We start from the raw sequence: 18,696 nt of genomic DNA, 5'->3' as shown, positions 1-18,696 counted from the left end.
TGGACCGCCGCTGCGTGCTCGCTCCGCTCGCTCATTGTCGTACTACTTCCGCAGCTCGATGACGGTCTTGCCGATGCGGATCGGCGCGCCCAGCGGAATGGGCGTGGGAGTCGTCAGTCGGCTCCGGTCGAGATACGTGCCGTTGGTGGAGCCGAGGTCCTCGACGATCCACTGGCCGTCCCGGTCCGGGTAGATCCTGGCATGCCTGCTGGACGCGTAGTCGTCGTCCAGCACGATGGTGCTGTCGTGCGCGCGGCCCAGCGTGATGGTCTGCCCCTGCAACGCCACCGTCGTACCCGTGAGGGTGCCCTCGGAGACGACCAGCTTGGTGGGGGCGCCGCGGCGCTGCCGGCCACCGCCGCTGTTGCTCGGTGCCGCCTGCTGGCGCTGGGGCGGGGGCGCGGCCTGGCGCGCGGCCGCCTGCCTGGGGGCTTCCCGGCGCGAGCCGCGCTGTGTGACGCGCGTTCCGAACAGGTCGCTGCGGATGACCTGCACGGCCACGATCACGAACAGCCACAGTACGGCCAGGAAACCCAGCCGCATGACCGTGAGGGTCAGCTCTGACATTGCCCCCGCTTCACCCTTCGGCTTGCCGGTAAATGATGGTGGTGCTGCCCACGACGATCCGCGAGCCGTCGCGGAGCGTAGCGCGGGTGGTGTGCTGCCCGTCCACCACGATGCCGTTGGTGGACCCGAGATCCTGGATCGTCGAGGGCGTTCCGGTCCGGATCTCACAGTGCCGGCGCGAGACGCCGGGGTCGTCGATCCGCACGTCGGCTTCGGTGCTGCGGCCCAGCACCAGCGTCGGGCGGGAGATCTGATGGCGGGTGCCGTTGATCTCGATCCAGTGCCGCATGCGGGCGCCGGGCTGCGCGGCCGCCGCGGGGGCGGGCCGCTGGCCGTGGGGTGCGCCGCCGGGACGGCCGCCGGGGGGCGGCGCCGACGGCATGGGGGGAGCGGCCGCGGGCGGGTAGCCGTAGCCACCCTGGCCGCGCGGGGCGGCCGGGGAGGGGGCCGCGGGGGCGCGCTCGGGAGCCTGCTGGTTGCTGGAGGAGGCGAGCGTACGGCTGCGCACCCGGTACAGACCGGTGTCGAGGTCGTCCGCTTTCTCCAGGTGGACCTTGATGGGGCCCATGAAGGTGTAGCGCTGCTGCTTCGCGTAGTCGCGCACCATGCCGGCGAGTTCGTCGCCGAGCTGGCCGGAGTAGGGGCTGAGGCGCTCGAAGTCCGGCGCGCTCAGCTCCACGATGAAGTCATTGGGGACGACGGTCCGGTCGCGGTTCCAGATGGTCGCGTTGTTGTCGCACTCCCGCTGGAGCGCTCCCGCGATCTCCACGGGCTGGACCTCGGACTTGAACACCTTGGCGAAGGTGCCGTTGACCAGACCTTCGAGACGCTGCTCGAACTTCTTCAGGACTCCCATGGGGCACCTCCTCCTTCGTAGCCGTCCTGGTACAGCTTGCTGTCGTACTTGCTGCCGTACGCGTACTGCGTACCGCTGTCGTCTTCGTACTGCGTACTGCTGTTGTCCTGGTACTGCTTACTGATCGTATCCACGCGTCGGGAAATCGGCTGGTTCCCCCTGTCGGCCCGGTCGACGGGTTGTCGACGCCTTCCGAAGCCCCCTCCCGAGGTTCCCTCCGGGACACCTCTTCGAACTCCTCCCGGCACTACTCCTGCCATGGATCGTAGAGGCGCCCCGTGACCAGTGTCCCGCACCTGAGGGTGCGGCCCGTCCGGCTCCTGGGGAGATGCCCAGGACCGGTACGAGGTTGATACGTGAACCGGTTCTGGCTGAGACGTGCGACGGGCGCGGACGCCGGTACGGGGAGGTGGGCCGTGTGCGGCCTGGGCGGGAGCACCGGCCGGCATGGCCGCGGGGCCACGGGAAAGGGATGTGATTCCACCCCTGGCAGCGTGCTAATCTTCTCGATGTCGGCAGGCGCTCACACCAGTTGGTGGGAGACGGACGACACACCCAATGCGCGGGTGGCGGAATAGGCAGACGCGCTGGATTCAGGTTCCAGTGCCCGCAAGGGCGTGGGGGTTCAACTCCCCCCTCGCGCACAGCGAAGAACCGACGGAACGGGTCTTCACCAGTGACGAAAGTCATGGTGGGGGCCCGTTTCTCGTTGGTGTGCCGGGCTTCGGCTCGGACGAGGGCGCGGCAGGGCCCCGGCGGTGAGGTATCTCACGGTCGGGGCCCTGCTTCGTTGCTGCTGGTTGTTTTCCGGGTGGTGCTGGGGTGGTGCCGGCTGGGGTCAGGAGGCCGGCGCCAGATGTCCGGTGGGTGTCCAGACCTTGCGCTCTTTGGTCTTCCGCCTGTGATGTGTACGACGGCGGGGGCGCTCACCGCCGAGTGCGAGCGTCTCAAGCCACTTCTTGATCTTGCGGCGGTTCGCGTGGGCGAGTTGGAAGGCCAGGAGGATCGTCTGGGCCGCGATGCCGCGGATGCGGCGTGAGCCCGCTGCTTCGATGCCCTCAGCGAGTGGGTTTTTGGCGAAGCCGTTGTAGCCCTCGACGCTGTTGCGTAGGCGGAAGTAGATCTTCTGCCATTCAGGGCCGCCGTACTCCAGGGCCTGCCACTGCTTGGCGCCGGCTTCCGGGCTGACGGTGATGGCGTTCTGGCGGCAGACCTTGACCGGGCCCGCTGGGCTGGGTTTCGGGTCGATGAGGGGGAGGTGGATGCCGCGACCCAGGGTGTGGGGCTTGATGAGGCACTGGGCCTTGCCCGCTTCGGCGGGGCACATCATCCGCTGGTAGCCGTCGTCATCGGCGTTCTGTTTCGGCATGAGGCGGTAGCCGCGGCGGGCGGCGATCAGCCGGACCCACGTCTCCCGGTCGATGCGTTCGGCGTACAGGTCAATGGTGGCGTTGATCAGGGGCTTCGGCATGGACGGGCAGTACCAGCGGCCCTCGACGAGGATCGCGCCTTCCGTTCCGCCCTGCTTGCCGAGCTGGTCTCCCCGGTAGTCGTAGACGGGCTTGTAGCCCATGGCTCGGACGGGGATCTGCCACTCTGTGGGCTCGGAGTTGTTGTAGGCGCGGTCGCCGGCGAGGTAGCCGGGTTTGTATCCACGTTCCTGGAGCCGGTTGAGGATCTTCATGCCGTTGTAGGCGGGGCGTTGCCCGGGTTTGTCGAGAGCGACACCGAGGACGAGGGCCGGGAGGACGTCGGGGTTCGGGGTGCCGTCGTCAAGGAGCACGGCGTCGTGTTCGGTGTCACGGGTCACGACGAGGTGGGCGTCGTAGCCGTAGAGGTACTTCTTCTTGAGCGAGGTCTTCTTCTTGCGCTTGGAGGTCTGGGCTTTGTCCTTCTTGGCGGGCGGTAGAGGTGGGCGCATGGAGTCGGAGACCGGTACGTCGGGGTCGCGGTGGTCGCCGTCGCGTACGTACCAGCCGGCGTCGGGGTCGGTGGCGAGCTCGGGCCCGTTCGTGGCACGGCCGCGGGAGAACGTGCGGACAGGGGTGGCGTCGATGCCCAGGGAGACCTCCGCCAGTTCGCTCAGCAGGCCGTGGAGGGGCCGCACGGAGGCATCCAGCACGAACTCGGTGAACAGCGCCAAGCGCCGCTCCCGCTCTGCCCGGCCGTCGATGTCGGCTGCCGCCATCAGCTCGTTGGCCTTCTCTCGTGAGAGGTGTCCGTTGGGCGGCAACGGGGAGGGGTTCATCGCGTCCTTCATGGAGTGGAAGAGACGCCGGACAACGGTGTACGCCGCCTCGAATCCCCGGTCGTGGTCTTCGTAGTCAGATATGCCGAGCCGGGCGCGCAGCCGCGGGCCGATGCGGAAGTACAGGATGTCCGTGACCCGCTCCAGGACGATCTTGCCACCGGTGTCCTGGGTGCAGATGTGGAGGCCGATCAGGAGGTTTCTGAGGTGCAGGGTGCGGTGGCGGCCGCGCGGGAGGTGGACGAACTCCTCCAGCAGTGGAACGAGTTGGCTGTTGTCGACTTCCTCGATCGCGGCCTCGACGTCGGCGTCGTCGATGAACCGGCGCTCGGTGCGCATCGCCAGGAGGCGCTCGTGGCGGTCGCTCGGCTGACTGCGTGGCGCTGTCATTGGCTGCCTCGCAGCAGGCGGGCGGCTTCTTCGGCGGGGACGGGGCGCAGGAACGGCAGGATGCGGGAGAGGCCGTGGAGGGTGTCGACGCCGGCCGCCGCCACGATGACGGTGATGGGAAGCCGCTCTTCGAAGAGTTCGGCCAGCCACGTGGCTCTGAGACGGCCCATGACAAGGCGCGGGACGTTCGAGCTGGACTGGGTGCGGGCCAGGAAGTTCGTGACGGTGTTGGTGCCGCGGCTGTAGGAGTTGGGGCGGAACAGATATTGAGCGGCGCCCGCCGTCTCGAGACGGTCGGCAGCGGAGGTCAGGACCCCTTCCCAGGGACGGCGGCAGAGGATCCCGCAGTGCTGGTGGCCGACCCCGACGGACTTGTCACCCTTCTTGATCACCTGGGTGTCGTCCAGCACCAGCGTCGCGCTCGGATCCCCCAACTCCCGTGCCGCGTAAGCCTGCACCTCGGCCAGCAGTCCGTCCGCGCTCCAGGACGCCTCGCCCAGAAACTTCTGGATCCGGTGCGGGGTGGCATGCCCGGCTCGCCCGGCCATCGTCCAGCCGTTCTTCCGGCCCAGGTCAGACAGCAGCCCCTCGATCAGATCGGCGAACACCTCCCGCGGCTCCGGCCGGGCGAACAGATGCCCCAACCCGTCCGTCAGGGCAGCCAGTTCCTCTGCCCACCCCTCAACGCGCTCCGCACTCACATCCATCAGCATGACCGGACAACGGTCAGCACCGATCACCAGTCACAAGATCTGAGGCTGTAGTACTTGACAGTGTTAGAAAAATCTATCCCTGCCAAATCGCAGCGAGGCCCGGCTAGCGTCACGACTCGTGCCACACCACCGGTGACCAAGCACGAAGACGGACGACGAGATTGATACGAGCCCTTAGCTCACTGACAGGCGGCAGCATACGGCGACGTGAAGAGCGGCCGATCCGAGGTCTGGCCTGCGGCCCAAGCTCAGGCCGATTAGTTTCTACAACGGCCATCGATGAACTTTGTTCTGAGTCTTTAACGAACCCGGGACACCTATCTATATGAAAGAGCCCATCATGGCCATACATGTCGTTATCGGCGCCGGTTCCATCGGCACGAATGTCGCTCGCCTGCTCGCCGACCGCGGTGAAAGCGTCCGCATTGTCACGCGCAGCGGCTCGGGCCCGGAGTATCCGCAGGTCGAACGGGTCGCCGCGGATGCTTCCGACCCCGGCCGCTTGACCGAACTGTCTCGCGGCGCAAAGGTAATCTATCACTGTGCGAACCCGCCTTCCTACACAATGTGGGAACGGCTGTTGCCGCCCATACAGAATGCGGTCATCGCAGCCGCGAAAGCAAACAGGGCCGTGCTGGCAATTACTGGCAGCATGTACGCTTACGGCCCGCAGCCTGGCGGTATGATGAACGAATGCACCCCCATGGCCGCCACTGGGCCTAAAGGCCGTCTCCGTAAACGGCTGTGGGAGCAGGCCCTTAACGCCGGAATCCGCACCGTGGAGGTTCGCGGGTCCGACTACATCGGCAAGGACTCGAATGGCCTGTATTCCATAATCATTGAGCCGGCAATGAAGACGGGCCGAGCAGCCTGGGTGCCTGCCGATCTAGACGCGCCACATACCTTCACCTTCAACGGAGACATGGCTCAGGCCCTGGTCGCACTTGGAAACGATGAGCGTGCGTGGGGTCAGGCGTGGCATGTGCCGTCGCCACCGGCCATCAGCATCCGTGAACTGGCGCGGCGCTACGCCGCCGCTGCAGGTCGGCCCCCGGTCAAGCTGATCCCGATGCCACGCGCGGCAATGCGCACAGCTGGGCTTTTCGTGCCGACAGCGCGCGAAATGGCCGAAATGGACTATCAGTGGTACTCGCCGTTCCTCATGGACGCCTCAAAAACAGCTGACACCTTCGGCCTCACCGCCACCGACCTGGACATCATTATCAATAATCAGGTGAGCGCGGCGGCGGCTTGATCCCGCCTCCCGATTTCGACAGCAAGCAGCGATTCCGGCACTGCGCTTCGTCATGACACGTCCGGCGAATCGGCCCTTATCGCATTTGCGTCAATCCTGCGGATACCTTTCATGACACAGCCCAGATGGTGGGCCTTCTCAAGCACAGGGGAAATCACAGCTCGCGGCGGCTCACTCCGCGCGCTTTTGGAGCTCGGCCAGGTAGTCGGCGATCGCGTGACGGTTGCGGGCCAGGATGTCGATGTGCTCGGTCAGACTGTCACGCTCTCGTTCGAGAGCCGCCACCGTCTCGGATGTGACGCCTTCGAAGACGATCGGATCGCGCGGTGATTGCAGGCAGGGAAGGATCGCGCGGATTGCCTGCGTCGACAGGCCCGCGTTGAGCAGTTCTCGGATCTGCTGGTCGCGGCCCAGGGCTGCTTCGCTGCAGTCGCGGTAGTTGTTGGGCCCGCGGGTCGAGGTGATCAAGCTCTTTGCCTCGTAGAACCGCACCTGTCGCGGCGACGCACCACGTGGTGGACCTGTGGGGTGGCCATCGCGATGCGGCACGCACACAGCCCTGGCAGCGCGACACTCACCGCCATCCACCGAGCCCTCGGTGCCGACTGAGTGCGCGGCGGCATCCGGCGAAGATGTGACCCAGACCACAAGAGAAACGATGCAGTTTCGATCACCGCAGCGTTAACCGAGGCCAAGCTGAACGAAACCGTTTCGTTCAGAGGGGGTGGGCGATGACTGAGCACACACCCACTCGCAGCGATCACTGCCCGCGCCGATAGTCCGCATCCCGTTGGGAGAACGCCCACCATGACCTCCGTACTCATTGTCAATGAGCAGTCCTTGCAGCGCCGCGGACTGCGCATGCTCCTGGCGGAGGAGCCCGGCCTGACTGTCGTCGGCGAGGCCTCGAGCGGGGCCGAGGCGGTCCGCATGAGCGCCGCACTGTGCCCCGACGTCGTGGTGATGGACAGCCACATTTCCGACTCGGACGGCACCGAGACCATCCGCCGCATCACACGGCCTCCCACCCTCCCCCGGACCCCCGAACTCTCCAGAACGCAAGGGAACCGCCCACGCGTGCTGATCCTGACCCCCGCCGGCCACGAGCAGCGCGCCTACGCCGCCCTGCGCGCCGGTGCCGGTGGATTCCTTCTCCACGACGCCACCCCCGGCGAACTGACCGCGGCCATCCGGGTCGTGGCCGCCGGAGACGCCGTCATCACCCCCGGCCTGACCCGCTCTCTCATCGACACTGTCCGACAGTTCCAACCCGCGCTCCCTGCCGAGCGGGAAGTCGGAATCGGCACGCTCACCGAGCGGGAGCGTGTCGTGCTCACCGCCGTCGCCTCCGGCTGGTCCAACGCCGAGATCGCTGCGCGGCTGTCCATCGCCACGACCACCGTCAAGGCCCACGTCAGCAACATCCTCGCCAAGATCGGTGCCCGCGCCCGTGTCCAGGCGGTGGTCTTCGCCTACGAATCGGGCCTGGTGCGGCCAGCCGCCTGAACAGCCCGAAGCCCTGCCGCGGCCTCCAGCTGGTCGACCGCTGTGGGAGACCACCTCCGACCTGAAGATCGCCGAGCAGGTGAACCGCCTGGTCCGACTGTCGCGCCAGGCCGGGGACCTGGTGGTGTGGGTGCTGCACTCCGAGCCCGGCACCTTCGACGTCTTCGACCCGGCCCTCGGCCATGTCCGGCTCATGGAGGAGCTGGAGCGAGCGGACGGGGTGCAGATTGGTGCGGATATACCACCACCGCGGTCAGCCGGGGCCCGTACTGCACCGGCGCGTCCACCCCGGCCGGAGCATTTGCGCAGGTCGCCGTCGCGCATCCGCACCGCCGCGCCAGCCGGTGCTCGACAACCCGGGAAGTTGCCCATCACGCCGCCGAGAGATGATCACCCGCCAGGCCCGCACGGCACGGCCCCCCGCAGCCACGCCGGTGTCAGGACAGGGGCCAGTGGCGCAAGGCGGCGTCGGCCAGCTCCTGCAAGTCGTCGCGGGCGACGCCGCTCGCGGCTTGAACGGCGATGCCGTAGGCGAGGGTGGTGAGGTAGCGGGCCAGGAGGCCGGGGTCGGTCTGCGGGGGCAGATCGCCGTCATCGACGGCGCGCCGGAACCGCTCGCGGATGCGGGCGTATCCGGCAGTGCGCCAGTCGACGAGGAGGGCGCGGACATCCTGGCCGGAGTCGCTGGTGGTCAGGGCCCCCTGGACGCCCAGGCAGCCGTGGGGGTGGGCCGCGCGGGTGGTGGTGCGCACGGTGCCGGCCAGGATGGCGGTGGCGACGCCAAAGGCAGTCGGCTGCTCCAGGGCCTGGGCCAGGTAGGCGCTCGGGCCGTCGGTGTAGCGCTCCAACACCTTGCGGAACAGCTGCTCCTTGTTGCCGAACGCGGCGTACATGCTGGTGGTGGAGATCCCCATCGCGTGCGTCAGGCCGGCGGTGCTGGCCCCCTCGTAGCCATGCTGCCAGAACACCAGCATGGCGCGCTCAAGGGCGGCGTCGGCGTCGAATCCTCGCGGTCGGCCGATCGGGCCGGTCGGTTTCGTCTCCACCCCCACACCCTACCCCTTCCGCAGTGTTCGCTGCAGAAGTGCTACGGTCCACTTCTGCAGCGACTGCTGCAGAAGTGGAAGGGGCGGCACGCATGGGACTGCTCGACGGAAAGAGCGCTCTCGTCACCGGGGGCAGCGCCGGCATCGGCCTGGCCAGTGCGGTCCGGCTGGCAGCTGAAGGCGCGCACGTCTTCATCACCGGCCGGCGCGCGACCGAACTCGACGCGGCCGTCGACCTGATCGGTCCTGCGGCAACTGCGGTGACCGGCGACATCGCGAACCTGGACGACCTGGATCGGCTCTACGCCACCATCCGCAGCCGGGGCGGGGGCCTGGACGTGCTGTTCGCGAATGCCGCCGTCGCCGCGCTCGCTCCGCTGGAGCAGGTCACCGAGGAGCACTTCGACACCCTGTTCGGCATCAACGTCCGTGGCCTGCTGTTCACCGTCCAAAAGGCCCTGCCGCTGCTCAACGACGGCGCCTCGGTGATCGTGAACGGCTCGACCAACGGGGACGTCGGCGATGCGGAGCTCGGCGTGTACGCGGCGACCAAGGCCGCCACGCGCTCGTTCGCCCGGACCTGGGCAAACGAACTCAAGGGACGCGGCATCCGGGTCAACACCCTCACCCCCGGCCCGACCGACACCCCCGCCCTGGCGGGGCTGACCCCCGACCCGGAACGGTTCAAGCAGCACCTTGTGACGCGGGTGCCGCTGGGCCGGCTCGGGCGCCCGGAGGAGGTGGCCGCTGCCGTGGCCTTCCTGGCATCCGAGCAGAGCAGCTTCATCACCGGTTCGAGCCTGTACGTCGACGGCGGCCTGAACCAGATCTGAGAGGCGGACCCCATGCCCACCATCGGGATCATCGGCGCCGGCGAGGTCGGCAGCCAGATCGCCCGGGCGGCCCTGGCCCACGGCTACAGCATCGTGATCGCCAACTCGCGCGGACCGGAAACCCTGCAGCACCTGGTCGCGGAACTTGGCCCGTCCGCGCGGGCCGCCCGCGCCGCGGACGCTGCAGCCGCCGGGGATTTCGCCGTCGTGGCCGTCCCGCTGAAAACGGTCAACAACCTGCCGGTCGACGCCCTCGCCGGCAAGATCGTATTGGATACGAACAACTACATGATCTGGCGCGACGGTCACTTCGCCCGCATCGACTCCGGCGAGACGACCGTACTCGAGCTGCGCCAGGAGCACCTGCCCGCCTCCCGGGTCGTCCAGGCATTCACCCATATCCAAGCTCCCCGCATCACCACCGCCGGCCGCCCCGCGGGCGCCCCCGACCGGCTGGCGCTTCCGACCTCCAGCAACTTCCCCGACGCCGTCGACCTCGTGACCCGGCTCTACGACCAGTTCGGCTTCGACACCGTCAACAACAGTCCATTGAGCGCCTCGTGGCGCACGGCCCCCGGTCAACCCGCCTGGACCGCGCTGGCGCACCAAACGCGCGACGAGCTCATCGCCAACCTGAGCCGAGCACAGCGCCTTGCTCCGACGTGACGCTGACCGGCGGGCCCCCTCCGCAGCCGCGGCCGTCCGGCGCGGCCGCGGCGGGCATTCCCGCTCTGACCCTCCACGCGCGGCCCCGATCCGGAGCCACCCCACAGAAAGGCCCCTCACATGTCCGACAGTGATCTGCGCACGTTCTACCGGCGCTACCTCGAAGCGCTCAACGCCCACCAATTCGATGGCATGGACGCATTCATCAACGACCGGACCACGTTGAACGGGGAGCCCGCCACCCGCGACGACCTCCTGGTCGTGCAACGGCAGGACGTGGACGCGGTACCGGACCTGCACTGGGAGTTGCAGGAGCTGCTCTTCGACGGTGACCGTCTGGCTGCGCGCCTGGTCAACACCGGCACCCCCGTGAAGCCCTGGCTCGGCGTGGCTCCCACCGGCGCCTCGTTCGAGATCGTCGAGTACGCCATCTACCAGGTCCGCGACGGGCGGTTCGTGCACATGACCGCCCTGCACGACGCCGGTGAACTGCGCCGGCAGCTGACCGGCTGACCTGCAAGTTCGCGCCTGCCCCACTTAGACATGTCCGCATACCGAGAACGGCCCGCTCGGGCACTTCACTTGCGAGGATCTGCATGACCATCACACTGATCACCGGGGCCAACAAGGGCATCGGCTTCGAGACCGCCCGACAGCTGCTGGCGGTGGGCCACGTGGTTTACCTCGGCGCGCGGGACGTCGAGCGCGGACAGCAGGCCGCGGCGGCGTTGGACGCGAGATTCGTGCAGCTCGACGTGACCGATGACGCCTCCGTGCTCAGCGCGCTGGCGGCCATCGATGCGGCCGAGGGCCGGCTCGACGTCCTGGTGAACAACGCAGGCATCTTGGGGGACGGAGCCCTCGACGGCCCCACCGCCCTGCGCGCCTTCGACACCAACGCGGTCGGCCTCGTGCGGGTCACGGAAGCGGCGCTGCCCCTGCTGCGCAAGTCCGCGAACCCCACCGTGGTGACCGTCTCCAGCAGCGCCGGATCCTTCTGGGCCGTGACCAACCCGGACCGTCCGGAGTACGCCTTGCCGCTGGCGCTGTACTCGGCGTCCAAGGCCGCCGCCACCATGCTCACCGTCCAGTACGCCAAGGCCCATCCGAGCATCAAGTTCAATGCCGTCGAACCCGGCACCACCGCGACGGACCTGACGGCGGCCTTCGGTGTCGGCAGGACGCCGGAGGAGAGCGCGAGGGTCGTCGTACGTCTCGCCACACTCGACGCGGACGGCCCGACCGGCACCTTCCAGGACGAAAACGGGGAGGTGCCCTGGTAGGCAGGCCAGCGCGGCTGGGAGGACCCAGCCGCGCCCAGGCCGGCGGGTCACCGGCCACATCCATGCGGTGTCCCGTCCCCTACGGGCGAGCGGCGCCGGACACATCCTCGACGTCGTGCGCGCCGACCGCCTCGCCCCGCGCATCCACGACAGAGCGCTCTTCGCCATGGACCTCATCGCCCGCCACCCACACGGACGAGCTGCTGTCCAGCATGCAGTGCATGGTGCGGACCCTCGCCGCCGCCGGCGAGGGTCCGGCGCGAGCGCTGGTCGGCCGGACCCGAAGCGAGGGCATGAAGCTGACCGGTGCGGTGGTCTGCCGCAGCAGATGACCCAGCGAGTGCTGGAGTCCGCTGTGGAGGGTGAGATCACCGGCCACCTCGGTTGTGACCAGGTGGGAGGTCCGGGAGTGCGGTGGGCACGCCACCACATGTGAACGGATCGGCCAGACGCTCGCAAGTCTGCGGATTGCTTGCCCGATTGCGAAGCGCCTTTCCCCGTGAAGGCAAGGTGACGACACCAGGTGCCCCCAGATACGGGGCGAGCGGCATACAGCCCTTTCCCGGCCGGCCTGTGGTCCGACCCGCTCCGCGCCCCGGTGAGTTCACTCAGTTCAAGCGGCTCCGTATCGCCCGAAGCACGCCTCGACCGCCCAGCGGCGGCCGGCCACCCGGTGCTGCCGGTCGGGCCACTGCCAGGAGGCGGACTTCGGCCCTCGCCCAGTTGTGGACGCGCGGGCCGTGCGCGCCGTTGCCGCACGAGCGGCGCTTCTGACGCCACCGCCCGGACGCGCGTCACATCTGGACGCACCTCACACCGCCCCGGCTCCAACGGCGCCCGCGCTCCCCGAAATCCGCCGGTGGATGTCCGCGAGCATGTTGCGCATCGCAAGGTGGAAGAGCTCAGCCTCGTGGTCCCCGAGGAACGAGGTGTGTCCGAACACCTCAAGGACGACCATGCCGTGCATGCGCCCCCACGCCTCCATGAGCAGGGCGATCGCGGGCGGCGGGAGGACTCCCGGCCCGTCCGGGGGCAGATGGTCCAGGTAGGCCCGGAACTGGGGCGAGAGCGGGGGCATGTCGGCCGCCGCGAGCTGCTCCAGGCTGAAGCCGCCGAAGAGCTCACGCTGGAAGATCGTACTCATCCGGCGGGCGGCAATGGTGGAGGCGCCGTCGGCCGGGGCCGCGTAGCCCCGCAGCGGTGTCCCGAACAGGAGCTTGAACCGCTCTGGATGGTTGACGGCCCAGCGCCGGTAGCCCTCGGCCGCGTCCAGCAGACGCGACACGAACGGCCGGTCCGCCACCGAGTCCGCCGCAGTGGCCCCAGCGCCCGCAGCCGAGTCGGCCGTCGAGTCGACGGCGGCCTGGACGGCGGCGAACAGGTCCTCGTATCCCTTGGTGACGAGCATCGTGACGAGGGCATGTCGGTTGGGAAAGTAGTGGTAGAGCGCCTGCACGGTCATGCCGAGGCTGCGCGCGACGGCCCGCAGGGACAGCCCCTCAGGACCGTGCTCGGTGATGTGCAGTTCGGCGGCGTCCAGGATCTCCCGCACCGCTGTGGCCCGCCGCCGCTCCCGCAGCGTGGGCGGAGCAGATGAGGCGGATCGAGCGGCCGGAGCGGAGGGAGCAGACGGCGCGGACGGAGCCGCCGGGGCGGCGGTCTTCGGCAGTTCGGGTACGGGCATGGGCCCACCCTACGGTGCACCTCTGACACCTGAACATAAACCGAGCATTGTCAGGTAAATCTCGCACTGCCAACTTCCCCATGACCTCCCCTAGCGTCGTCGCGTCCCCGCAAACACATTGACCGCAAAGGAGATTCCGCGTGTTCGAACGCATAGCCGAGCTGGCGATCCGCCGGGCCCGGCTGGTACTCATCGTCGCCGTCGTGGCGACAGCTCTCATGGGTGCCCTCGGTAGCGGCGCATTCACCAAGCTGCTGGGCGGCGGTTTCGATGACCCGGCTTCCCAGTCCACCCGGGCACGCAATCTCATCGACAAGAAATTCGGCGGCGAGACCAACCTCGTGCTGCTGGTCCGCGCCGGCGACGGCCGGGTCGACACCCCGTCCGCCGAGCAGAACGGCAAGGCACTGGTCGCGAGCCTGAAGAAGGAGAAGACGCTCGCGAACGTCGTCTCCTACTGGGACACGCGGAGCGCCCAACTCCTGTCCAAGGACGGCCGCGAGGCCATGGTCCTCGCCCACGTCAAGGGCGACCCGACCCAGCAGCAGAAGAACGCCACGAGCCTGCTCGACGACTACGACGGCACGTACGACAAAGCCCTCACGGTACGGGCCGGTGGGGTGGCCGCCGTCGGCAACGACATGTCGACGCAGGTGGTCGAGGATCTTGAACTGGCCGAGCTGATCGCGATCCCGCTGACCCTCATCCTGCTGCTGTTCGTTTTCGGCAGCGTGGTCGCCGCGCTGCTGCCGCTGGCCATCGCCGTCATCGCCATCCTGGGCTCGTTCGCCGAACTGTCCCTGCTCGCCGACGTCACCAGCGTCTCGAACACGGCGACCAACCTCACCACGGCCCTCGGCCTGGGACTGGGCATCGACTACGGCCTGTTGATGATCAGCCGGTTCAGGGAACAGCTCGCGACCGGCGCGAGCGTGGAGGACGCCGTCCGCCGGACGGTGCACACCGCCGGCCGCACCGTCGCGTTCTCCGCCTCCACCGTGGCCGCCGCACTCGCGGCGCTTCTCGTCTTCCCGCAGTATTTCCTGCGCTCGTTCGGCTTCGCCGGGGTCGGCGTCGTCGCCATCGCGGCCGTCAGCGCGCTGTTCGTCATGCCGCCGCTGCTCGTCGTCCTGGGGCACCGGGTCAACAAGGGGCAGATGCCATGGGCGAAGACCGCGAACACCACCACGCGCGTCTCCATATGGGCGCGGCTGGCGCGTACCGTCATGCGGCGGCCCGCGCTCACCGCGCTGCCCGTCCTCGCGGTCCTGCTGGTGGCGGCGAGCCCGCTGCTCGGCATCACCTTCGGCACCCCGGACGAACGCGTGCTGCCCAAGGACGCGGAGAGCCGCCAGGTCTCCGCGACGCTCCAGAAGAACTTCAACGGCAACGACAACGCCGCCCTCCAGATCGTCATCGGCCAGAACGTCGGCCAGAACGTGGACAAAGCCCTGCTGGATACGTACGCCGATCAACTGTCCCAGCTCAAGGGCGTGGTACGGGTCGAGACCAGCACCGGAACCTACACCCACGGGCAGGAATCGGCGGCCGGTCCCGGCAGCGCCAACCTCAGCCGCCCCGAGGGCCAACGGATCAGCGTCGTCAGCTCCTTGACGCCGAAGTCCGACGCGGCACAGAGCCTGGTCGGCGACGTACGGGCGCTCACCTCGCCCCCCGGCACCCACCCGCTGGTGGGCGGCATCGACGCCGAACTGGTCGACGCCAAGCACTCCATCAGCGGCCAAATCCCGCTCGCCATCGGCCTGGTCGTCCTGACCACGTTCGTCCTGCTCTTCCTGTTCACCGGCAGTATCGTGCAGCCGCTGCGCGCCCTGGCCCTGAACGCGATCACCCTGGTGGCGACGCTCGGCATCATGACCTGGATCTTCCAGGACGGCCATCTCTCCTCCCTGCTCGGCTTCACGGCGCAGCCGATGGAGATGTCGATGACCGTGCTGATGTTCTGCATCGTCTTCGGTCTGTCGATGGACTACGAGGTGTTCGTCACCAGCCGGATCAAGGAACTCCACGACCAGGGCGAGGACACCGAGTCCGCCGTCACCAACGGCCTCGGGCACACCGGGCGCATCGTCACCGCCGCCGCCTGCCTGCTCGCGGTGAGCTTCTTCGCCTTCGGTACGTCCAAGCTCAGCTTCATGCAGATGTTCGGCCTGGGCAGCGGGCTGGCCATCCTCATCGACGCCGTCGCCATCCGCGGTGTCCTCGTCCCGGCCGCGATGCGCCTGCTCGGCGGCTCGGCCTGGTACGCGCCCGGCTTCCTGCGCAGGTTCCACAGCCGGTTCGGCCTCAGCGAAAGCGCGCCCGAGCCCGCTGCCGCGCGCGAACCCGCAGTCTCACGGGGTTGACTCCGGCCCACAGCGTCCTGCCCCTCGCGGAGTCCGGCCGGGGTAACACCGCCCAGCGGGCAAGCGAGGACGACGCCGCAGGCGCTCATCAGCGCAGCTGAACGGGGGGCGCCCAAGCGGGGTCGCGGCCGGTGAAAGCGACCAGCCGGTCCAGAGGTGGTGCGCTTGCGTCGATGGCGATTTCGGGGCCGAAGGGCAAGCCGGGGCCACGGTATTCCGGCTGGATCACGCCTTCGAGCACGGTGAGGGCATGCTGGCAGGTTTGCGGGTCCGGGTCCCATCGCTGGCCGGTCGCACGGGCCAGGTCCCAGCCGTGGCCGAGCGTTTCGATCAACAGCAGGTCGATGACTACGGAGCCCGGATAGGCGCCGCCCAGCAGCGGAACGTTCACGGTAGCTGTCGCGAGGCCGCCGGCCAGGGCCGATCGGATCGTGGTGGTGAGGTGCGCGATCACGGCACTCGGGTGGTCGGGGCCCGTGAACACGGACGGGTCGGGCCGGTCGCTGCCGGACGGGTCAGTGAAGGCAGCGTCGAAGTAGGTGAGCCAGCCCAGCAGGTGGCGGCGCAACGTGCTCACGTCGAAGTCGTCGCACGGCGTGGGGAGCTTGTCCTGCTCAGGAGTGATGCCGGGGAACTGTTGAGTCAGGTCCTCGAGTACCGGAAAGATCATGGAACTACTTTCTCTGATAGGTGACTATATCGAGTATAGGTCACTGTCAACGATCACGGTCGGGCAGGGTCTACAGTCATAGGGGTGGTGACACAAGAGGCCGGACGGCGGGCCGAGTACGCGGCTGCGACCCGTCAAGCGATCCTGCTGGCGGCGCGGGCACTGTTCGTCGAACGGGGCTATTTCGACACCCGGGTGCAGGACATCGCCCGCGCAGCGCGGGTAGCAGCGCCCACCGTCTACGCGGCGGTCGGAGGCAAGAGCGGTGTGCTACGCACACTCATCGAGGACGGGGTGCGCGCCGCTGAGGCCGGCGGCATCTACGAGCGGATCGCTGCGCAAACCGACCCCGGCGCGCTGCTGCGCATGCTCGTGGACGGCACTCGAAGCGAGTTCGAGCTCTGGTCGCCGATCATGCGTCAGGCGATCGCCGCCGCACCCCAGGACGCCGGGATCCGGGAGAGCGTCGGCGCGGCGCACGACAGCCTGCGCCGCGGATTGCGGGCCACTGCGGCCCGGCTCGCAGAACTGGGCGCACTGCGTGCCGAAGTCACCGTCGACGAGGCTGCGGATGTGCTCTGGTACTTCCTCGGCAACGCCTCCTACTTCACACTGACCGACGACTGCCACTGGCCGCTCGACCGCTCCGCCGACTGGCTGCACCGATGCCTCACCGCCGCGCTGCTCGGCACGTAAGGAAGTAGCCGGCCAGGACCGCACGCCGTCGTGGGCGCGGCGGCCGCGCGACGGGCAGCCGCCGAAAACGGCCGGCGCCTCGGCCACCCTGCCGGTCCGATACGGCAAGGCCAAGAAGGGCTCGCCGCCCAAGCGCCGCAGCGTGCTGACCGTCTGGGCTGGACACCCGGCACCGTCGAGGAATGGATCAGCGAGGTGCGGCCCGGGATGCGGCATTCGACCGGCCGGGCCCTCTGGCCGTCCGAGCGAGGCCCTCGGGTCGGGGTCCAACGCCTGGACTCCCGCTTCGCCGCCTACCGGGACGCCGCGCTGGAGTTCCACTCGCCACGCAGGTCCTACATCACCCACCTGATCGAGGACAGCCACGATCCGCTGTTCGTCCAACAGCAGGTCGGCCACGACCACGCCTCCACCACCGCGATCTACACCTGCGTCTCCTCCGACTTCCGCACCCGCTCCCTGCGATGCGTCCTGGACGCCACCATCGAGGCCGCTCTGCGGCCGGGAAGGACCTCCTGATGCCACGCCAGATCAGCTACCGGTGGCGCCTGCGCGAGCTGATGGCCGTCCGCGGCATGTTCACCGTCGCCGAACTCATGCCGCACCTGACCGAACGCGGCATCACACTGTCCTCCTCCCAGGTCCACCGCCTGGTCTCCGCCACCCCGGAACGCCTGTCCCTGCCGGTGCTGGCCACCCTCTGCGACATCCTCGACTGCACGCCCACCGACCTGATCGCGACCTCGGCCCAGAACCTCCCGGCCCGCCGCGCCGCCGGCGAAGAGGCGCCGATCAACCTGGCCGCCCGCCGACCCACACGGGTCCGACTGACGCCAGAGGGTGAGCGGTGACGCCAGAGGAGTACGAGCGGTGGATGATCCGCGACTGGGCACGCTGCGGCCGTCGCGCCTCGAAGTCCGCCGAGTGGTCGGACGGCCCGATCTGCCGAACCTGCTACGAACGCGCGATGCGAGACCGCGGCCGCTGCCCCTGCTGCGACACCGACCGGCTGCTGCCCGGACGGGACACCGACGGCACACCGACCTGCCGCGACTGCGCGGGCATCGTCCGCGACTTCTTCTGCGATCGCTGCGGCTTCGAGGGGCTGCTGCTTGGCGGACGCCTCTGCGAACACTGCACCCTCGCCGACACGCTCGCCTGGATTCGTGGTTCTTTGGCGTCGCGTGGACGACGCCGGCGGCAGAGACGCCTTTCGTGTCCGAAGGCGCCTTGCGGAATCCATCGTCACGGGTAAGAACCCGGACATACAGGGAGGCCTTTTCCTGGTCCCCGGTCCCTGGGAAAACCAGTACCAGGCACGCCGGGAAGGCGGCTGAAGCGCGAGGTCAGGCGGGTGCGGCCGTCGGCTGGAGGGCCGGGCCGGCGTTGGGCGGGTCCCGTCTGCGCTGCCGCACGGGACGCGGTACGAACCGGGTGGCGGCCCGGCTCCCTCCCCGGAGCGGCACACGGCCCAGCGACCGGGGCACCTCGGGACTGCCCGCCGCGCTTCCGCAGCTCCTGGCTGGTGATCGCGACGCGGTTGAAGGCGTTCATCACGGTTGCAGGCCAGGCGATTGCCGAGACCTGGTCTTGGGCGAGTACGGCTGCGGCGGCGTCGTAGTCCTCGTCGCTGACGTGCCTGTCCGACACGTGGGTGGTCGCCTCGGTGACTTGGCTCGTTCCGGATCCAGCCTTGGTCCGGGGTGTCTCCGCATCCATCGTCGAAGCACCTGGCCTGCGGCGCGGGAAAAATCGCCCGACAACGCGGGAAACGATCTACACAGCGGTTGCGTCGACCCTGACCAGGGCATTCCGTCGGTTCGTGTGTCCCGAACGCAAGGAGGAGTTCGATGTAGGTAGAGCACCTTGTTGCGGTGCTGCGTGGAAGATGAAGGACTTTGGCCCTTCGGAGTCGCC

At 68.6% G+C, this 18,696-nt stretch carries 20 protein-coding genes, 1 tRNA gene and 1 pseudogene; 12 read left to right on the top strand and 10 right to left on the bottom strand.

Features of this window, described 5'->3' with window-relative positions; genetic code table 11:
• Positions 1–42: 42 nt before the first annotated feature.
• The 3 genes from ACFY0T_RS24760 to ACFY0T_RS24750 are packed head-to-tail and all read right to left on the bottom strand — an operon-like array spanning position 43 to position 1,557.
• Entirely contained in the window at positions 43–567 is a 525-nt protein-coding gene (locus tag ACFY0T_RS24760; protein ID WP_388874426.1) for an FHA domain-containing protein, read from the bottom strand.
• A 10-nt stretch (positions 568–577) separates the two neighbouring features.
• Positions 578–1,423 carry an FhaA domain-containing protein gene (locus ACFY0T_RS24755; RefSeq protein ID WP_388874422.1) on the bottom strand — a complete coding sequence of 282 codons (846 nt, stop codon included), beginning with the start codon at positions 1,421–1,423 and terminating at the stop codon, positions 578–580.
• Entirely contained in the window at positions 1,411–1,557 is a 147-nt protein-coding gene (locus ACFY0T_RS24750) for a hypothetical protein (RefSeq protein WP_388874418.1), read from the bottom strand. Before ACFY0T_RS24750 ends, ACFY0T_RS24755 begins: the two co-directional genes overlap by 13 nt.
• A 426-nt stretch (positions 1,558–1,983) precedes the next feature.
• Between ACFY0T_RS24750 and ACFY0T_RS24745 the strand changes: the two genes are divergently transcribed.
• Positions 1,984–2,067, top strand: a tRNA-Leu gene (locus ACFY0T_RS24745).
• A gap of 194 nt (positions 2,068–2,261) precedes the next feature.
• Here the strand turns inward: ACFY0T_RS24745 and ACFY0T_RS24740 are convergent.
• Together ACFY0T_RS24740 and ACFY0T_RS24735 are read right to left on the bottom strand one after the other, a co-directional pair.
• Entirely contained in the window at positions 2,262–4,061 is a 1,800-nt protein-coding gene (locus ACFY0T_RS24740; protein ID WP_388874416.1) for a hypothetical protein, read from the bottom strand.
• Positions 4,058–4,762 carry a transposase gene (locus ACFY0T_RS24735; RefSeq protein WP_388874413.1) on the bottom strand — a complete coding sequence of 235 codons (705 nt, stop codon included), beginning with the start codon at positions 4,760–4,762 and terminating at the stop codon, positions 4,058–4,060. Before ACFY0T_RS24735 ends, ACFY0T_RS24740 begins: the two co-directional genes overlap by 4 nt.
• A gap of 337 nt (positions 4,763–5,099) precedes the next feature.
• On the opposite strand from ACFY0T_RS24735, the gene ACFY0T_RS24730 reads away from it, so the two are divergent.
• Positions 5,100–6,029 carry an NAD-dependent epimerase/dehydratase family protein gene (locus ACFY0T_RS24730; protein ID WP_388874410.1) on the top strand — a complete coding sequence of 310 codons (930 nt, stop codon included), beginning with the start codon at positions 5,100–5,102 and terminating at the stop codon, positions 6,027–6,029.
• 171 nt (positions 6,030–6,200) lie between these two features.
• Here the strand turns inward: ACFY0T_RS24730 and ACFY0T_RS24725 are convergent, their stop codons facing one another.
• Positions 6,201–6,578: a MerR family transcriptional regulator gene (locus ACFY0T_RS24725; protein ID WP_388875136.1), complete on the bottom strand. Its 378-nt coding sequence runs from the start codon at positions 6,576–6,578 to the stop codon at positions 6,201–6,203.
• Positions 6,579–6,836: 258 nt separating this feature from the next.
• Here ACFY0T_RS24725 and ACFY0T_RS24720 point away from each other — a divergent pair, with 258 nt between their 5' ends.
• Together ACFY0T_RS24720 and ACFY0T_RS24715 are read left to right on the top strand one after the other, a co-directional pair.
• Positions 6,837–7,535 carry a LuxR C-terminal-related transcriptional regulator gene (locus ACFY0T_RS24720; RefSeq protein ID WP_388874407.1) on the top strand — a complete coding sequence of 233 codons (699 nt, stop codon included), beginning with the start codon at positions 6,837–6,839 and terminating at the stop codon, positions 7,533–7,535.
• Between the two features lie 13 nt (positions 7,536–7,548).
• A pseudogene (locus ACFY0T_RS24715) lies at positions 7,549–7,755 on the top strand (hypothetical protein); the annotation flags it as partial.
• A 217-nt stretch (positions 7,756–7,972) separates the two neighbouring features.
• Here ACFY0T_RS24715 and ACFY0T_RS24710 read toward each other — a convergent pair.
• Entirely contained in the window at positions 7,973–8,581 is a 609-nt protein-coding gene (locus ACFY0T_RS24710; RefSeq protein ID WP_388874405.1) for a TetR/AcrR family transcriptional regulator, read from the bottom strand.
• 92 nt (positions 8,582–8,673) lie between these two features.
• Between ACFY0T_RS24710 and ACFY0T_RS24705 the strand changes: the two genes are divergently transcribed.
• The 4 genes from ACFY0T_RS24705 (at position 8,674) to ACFY0T_RS24690 (ending at position 11,363) form a co-directional block, all read left to right on the top strand.
• Positions 8,674–9,414 (top strand): SDR family NAD(P)-dependent oxidoreductase, encoded by a 741-nt coding sequence (locus ACFY0T_RS24705; RefSeq protein WP_054229297.1) that lies wholly within the window; start codon positions 8,674–8,676, stop codon positions 9,412–9,414.
• Between the two features lie 12 nt (positions 9,415–9,426).
• Positions 9,427–10,080 carry an NAD(P)-binding domain-containing protein gene (locus ACFY0T_RS24700; protein ID WP_328759402.1) on the top strand — a complete coding sequence of 218 codons (654 nt, stop codon included), beginning with the start codon at positions 9,427–9,429 and terminating at the stop codon, positions 10,078–10,080.
• A gap of 120 nt (positions 10,081–10,200) precedes the next feature.
• Complete coding sequence (locus ACFY0T_RS24695; protein WP_382536276.1) at positions 10,201–10,593, top strand: ester cyclase; 393 nt, start codon at positions 10,201–10,203, stop codon at positions 10,591–10,593.
• An 83-nt stretch (positions 10,594–10,676) separates the two neighbouring features.
• Complete coding sequence (locus ACFY0T_RS24690) at positions 10,677–11,363, top strand: SDR family NAD(P)-dependent oxidoreductase (protein ID WP_388874401.1); 687 nt, start codon at positions 10,677–10,679, stop codon at positions 11,361–11,363.
• A 79-nt stretch (positions 11,364–11,442) separates the two neighbouring features.
• Here the strand turns inward: ACFY0T_RS24690 and ACFY0T_RS24685 are convergent, their stop codons facing one another.
• Positions 11,443–11,577, bottom strand: a complete 135-nt coding sequence (locus tag ACFY0T_RS24685; protein ID WP_388874398.1) for a hypothetical protein — start codon at positions 11,575–11,577, stop codon at positions 11,443–11,445.
• A 597-nt stretch (positions 11,578–12,174) separates the two neighbouring features.
• Positions 12,175–13,047 (bottom strand): TetR/AcrR family transcriptional regulator, encoded by an 873-nt coding sequence (locus ACFY0T_RS24680; protein ID WP_388874395.1) that lies wholly within the window; start codon positions 13,045–13,047, stop codon positions 12,175–12,177.
• 140 nt (positions 13,048–13,187) lie between these two features.
• Here ACFY0T_RS24680 and ACFY0T_RS24675 point away from each other — a divergent pair, with 140 nt between their 5' ends.
• Positions 13,188–15,413, top strand: coding sequence for an MMPL family transporter (locus ACFY0T_RS24675; RefSeq protein WP_388874392.1), 2,226 nt, complete (start codon positions 13,188–13,190; stop codon positions 15,411–15,413).
• 88 nt (positions 15,414–15,501) lie between these two features.
• On the opposite strand, the gene ACFY0T_RS24670 is transcribed toward ACFY0T_RS24675, so the two are convergent.
• Complete coding sequence (locus ACFY0T_RS24670) at positions 15,502–16,083, bottom strand: TIGR03086 family metal-binding protein (protein WP_388874389.1); 582 nt, start codon at positions 16,081–16,083, stop codon at positions 15,502–15,504.
• Positions 16,084–16,167: 84 nt separating this feature from the next.
• Here ACFY0T_RS24670 and ACFY0T_RS24665 point away from each other — a divergent pair, with 84 nt between their 5' ends.
• From ACFY0T_RS24665 to ACFY0T_RS24655, 3 genes are all read left to right on the top strand, one after another.
• Positions 16,168–16,779 carry a TetR/AcrR family transcriptional regulator gene (locus ACFY0T_RS24665; protein ID WP_388874386.1) on the top strand — a complete coding sequence of 204 codons (612 nt, stop codon included), beginning with the start codon at positions 16,168–16,170 and terminating at the stop codon, positions 16,777–16,779.
• 207 nt (positions 16,780–16,986) lie between these two features.
• Entirely contained in the window at positions 16,987–17,298 is a 312-nt protein-coding gene (locus ACFY0T_RS24660; RefSeq protein ID WP_388874383.1) for a tyrosine-type recombinase/integrase, read from the top strand.
• Positions 17,298–17,630: a helix-turn-helix domain-containing protein gene (locus ACFY0T_RS24655; RefSeq protein WP_388874381.1), complete on the top strand. Its 333-nt coding sequence runs from the start codon at positions 17,298–17,300 to the stop codon at positions 17,628–17,630. The genes ACFY0T_RS24660 and ACFY0T_RS24655 overlap by 1 nt, the downstream gene beginning before the upstream one ends.
• Positions 17,631–18,696 lie beyond the last annotated feature (1,066 nt).

The sequence above is a fragment of the Streptomyces sp. NPDC001530 genome (genome assembly GCF_042894545.1).
In the GTDB taxonomy this organism is placed as follows: domain Bacteria; phylum Actinomycetota; class Actinomycetes; order Streptomycetales; family Streptomycetaceae; genus Streptomyces.
The sequence above is the reverse complement of the archived record's forward strand: the minus strand, read 5'-3'. Positions and strand labels throughout refer to the sequence as shown.

Excerpts from the sequence above, each read along its gene's own strand:
- ACFY0T_RS24760 (WP_388874426.1), bottom strand. The coding sequence starts at position 567 with ATGTCAGAGCTGACCCTCACGGTCATGCGGCTGGGTTTCCTGGCCGTA.
- ACFY0T_RS24755 (WP_388874422.1), bottom strand. The coding sequence starts at position 1,423 with ATGGGAGTCCTGAAGAAGTTCGAGCAGCGTCTCGAAGGTCTGGTCAAC.
- ACFY0T_RS24740 (WP_388874416.1), bottom strand. The coding sequence starts at position 4,061 with ATGACAGCGCCACGCAGTCAGCCGAGCGACCGCCACGAGCGCCTCCTG.
- ACFY0T_RS24730 (WP_388874410.1), top strand. The coding sequence starts at position 5,100 with ATGAAAGAGCCCATCATGGCCATACATGTCGTTATCGGCGCCGGTTCC.
- ACFY0T_RS24720 (WP_388874407.1), top strand. The coding sequence starts at position 6,837 with ATGACCTCCGTACTCATTGTCAATGAGCAGTCCTTGCAGCGCCGCGGA.
- ACFY0T_RS24705 (WP_054229297.1), top strand. The coding sequence starts at position 8,674 with ATGGGACTGCTCGACGGAAAGAGCGCTCTCGTCACCGGGGGCAGCGCC.
- ACFY0T_RS24700 (WP_328759402.1), top strand. The coding sequence starts at position 9,427 with ATGCCCACCATCGGGATCATCGGCGCCGGCGAGGTCGGCAGCCAGATC.
- ACFY0T_RS24695 (WP_382536276.1), top strand. The coding sequence starts at position 10,201 with ATGTCCGACAGTGATCTGCGCACGTTCTACCGGCGCTACCTCGAAGCG.
- ACFY0T_RS24690 (WP_388874401.1), top strand. The coding sequence starts at position 10,677 with ATGACCATCACACTGATCACCGGGGCCAACAAGGGCATCGGCTTCGAG.
- ACFY0T_RS24685 (WP_388874398.1), bottom strand. The coding sequence starts at position 11,577 with ATGCTGGACAGCAGCTCGTCCGTGTGGGTGGCGGGCGATGAGGTCCAT.
- ACFY0T_RS24680 (WP_388874395.1), bottom strand. The coding sequence starts at position 13,047 with ATGCCCGTACCCGAACTGCCGAAGACCGCCGCCCCGGCGGCTCCGTCC.
- ACFY0T_RS24670 (WP_388874389.1), bottom strand. The coding sequence starts at position 16,083 with ATGATCTTTCCGGTACTCGAGGACCTGACTCAACAGTTCCCCGGCATC.
- ACFY0T_RS24660 (WP_388874383.1), top strand. The coding sequence starts at position 16,987 with ATGCGGCATTCGACCGGCCGGGCCCTCTGGCCGTCCGAGCGAGGCCCT.
- ACFY0T_RS24655 (WP_388874381.1), top strand. The coding sequence starts at position 17,298 with ATGCCACGCCAGATCAGCTACCGGTGGCGCCTGCGCGAGCTGATGGCC.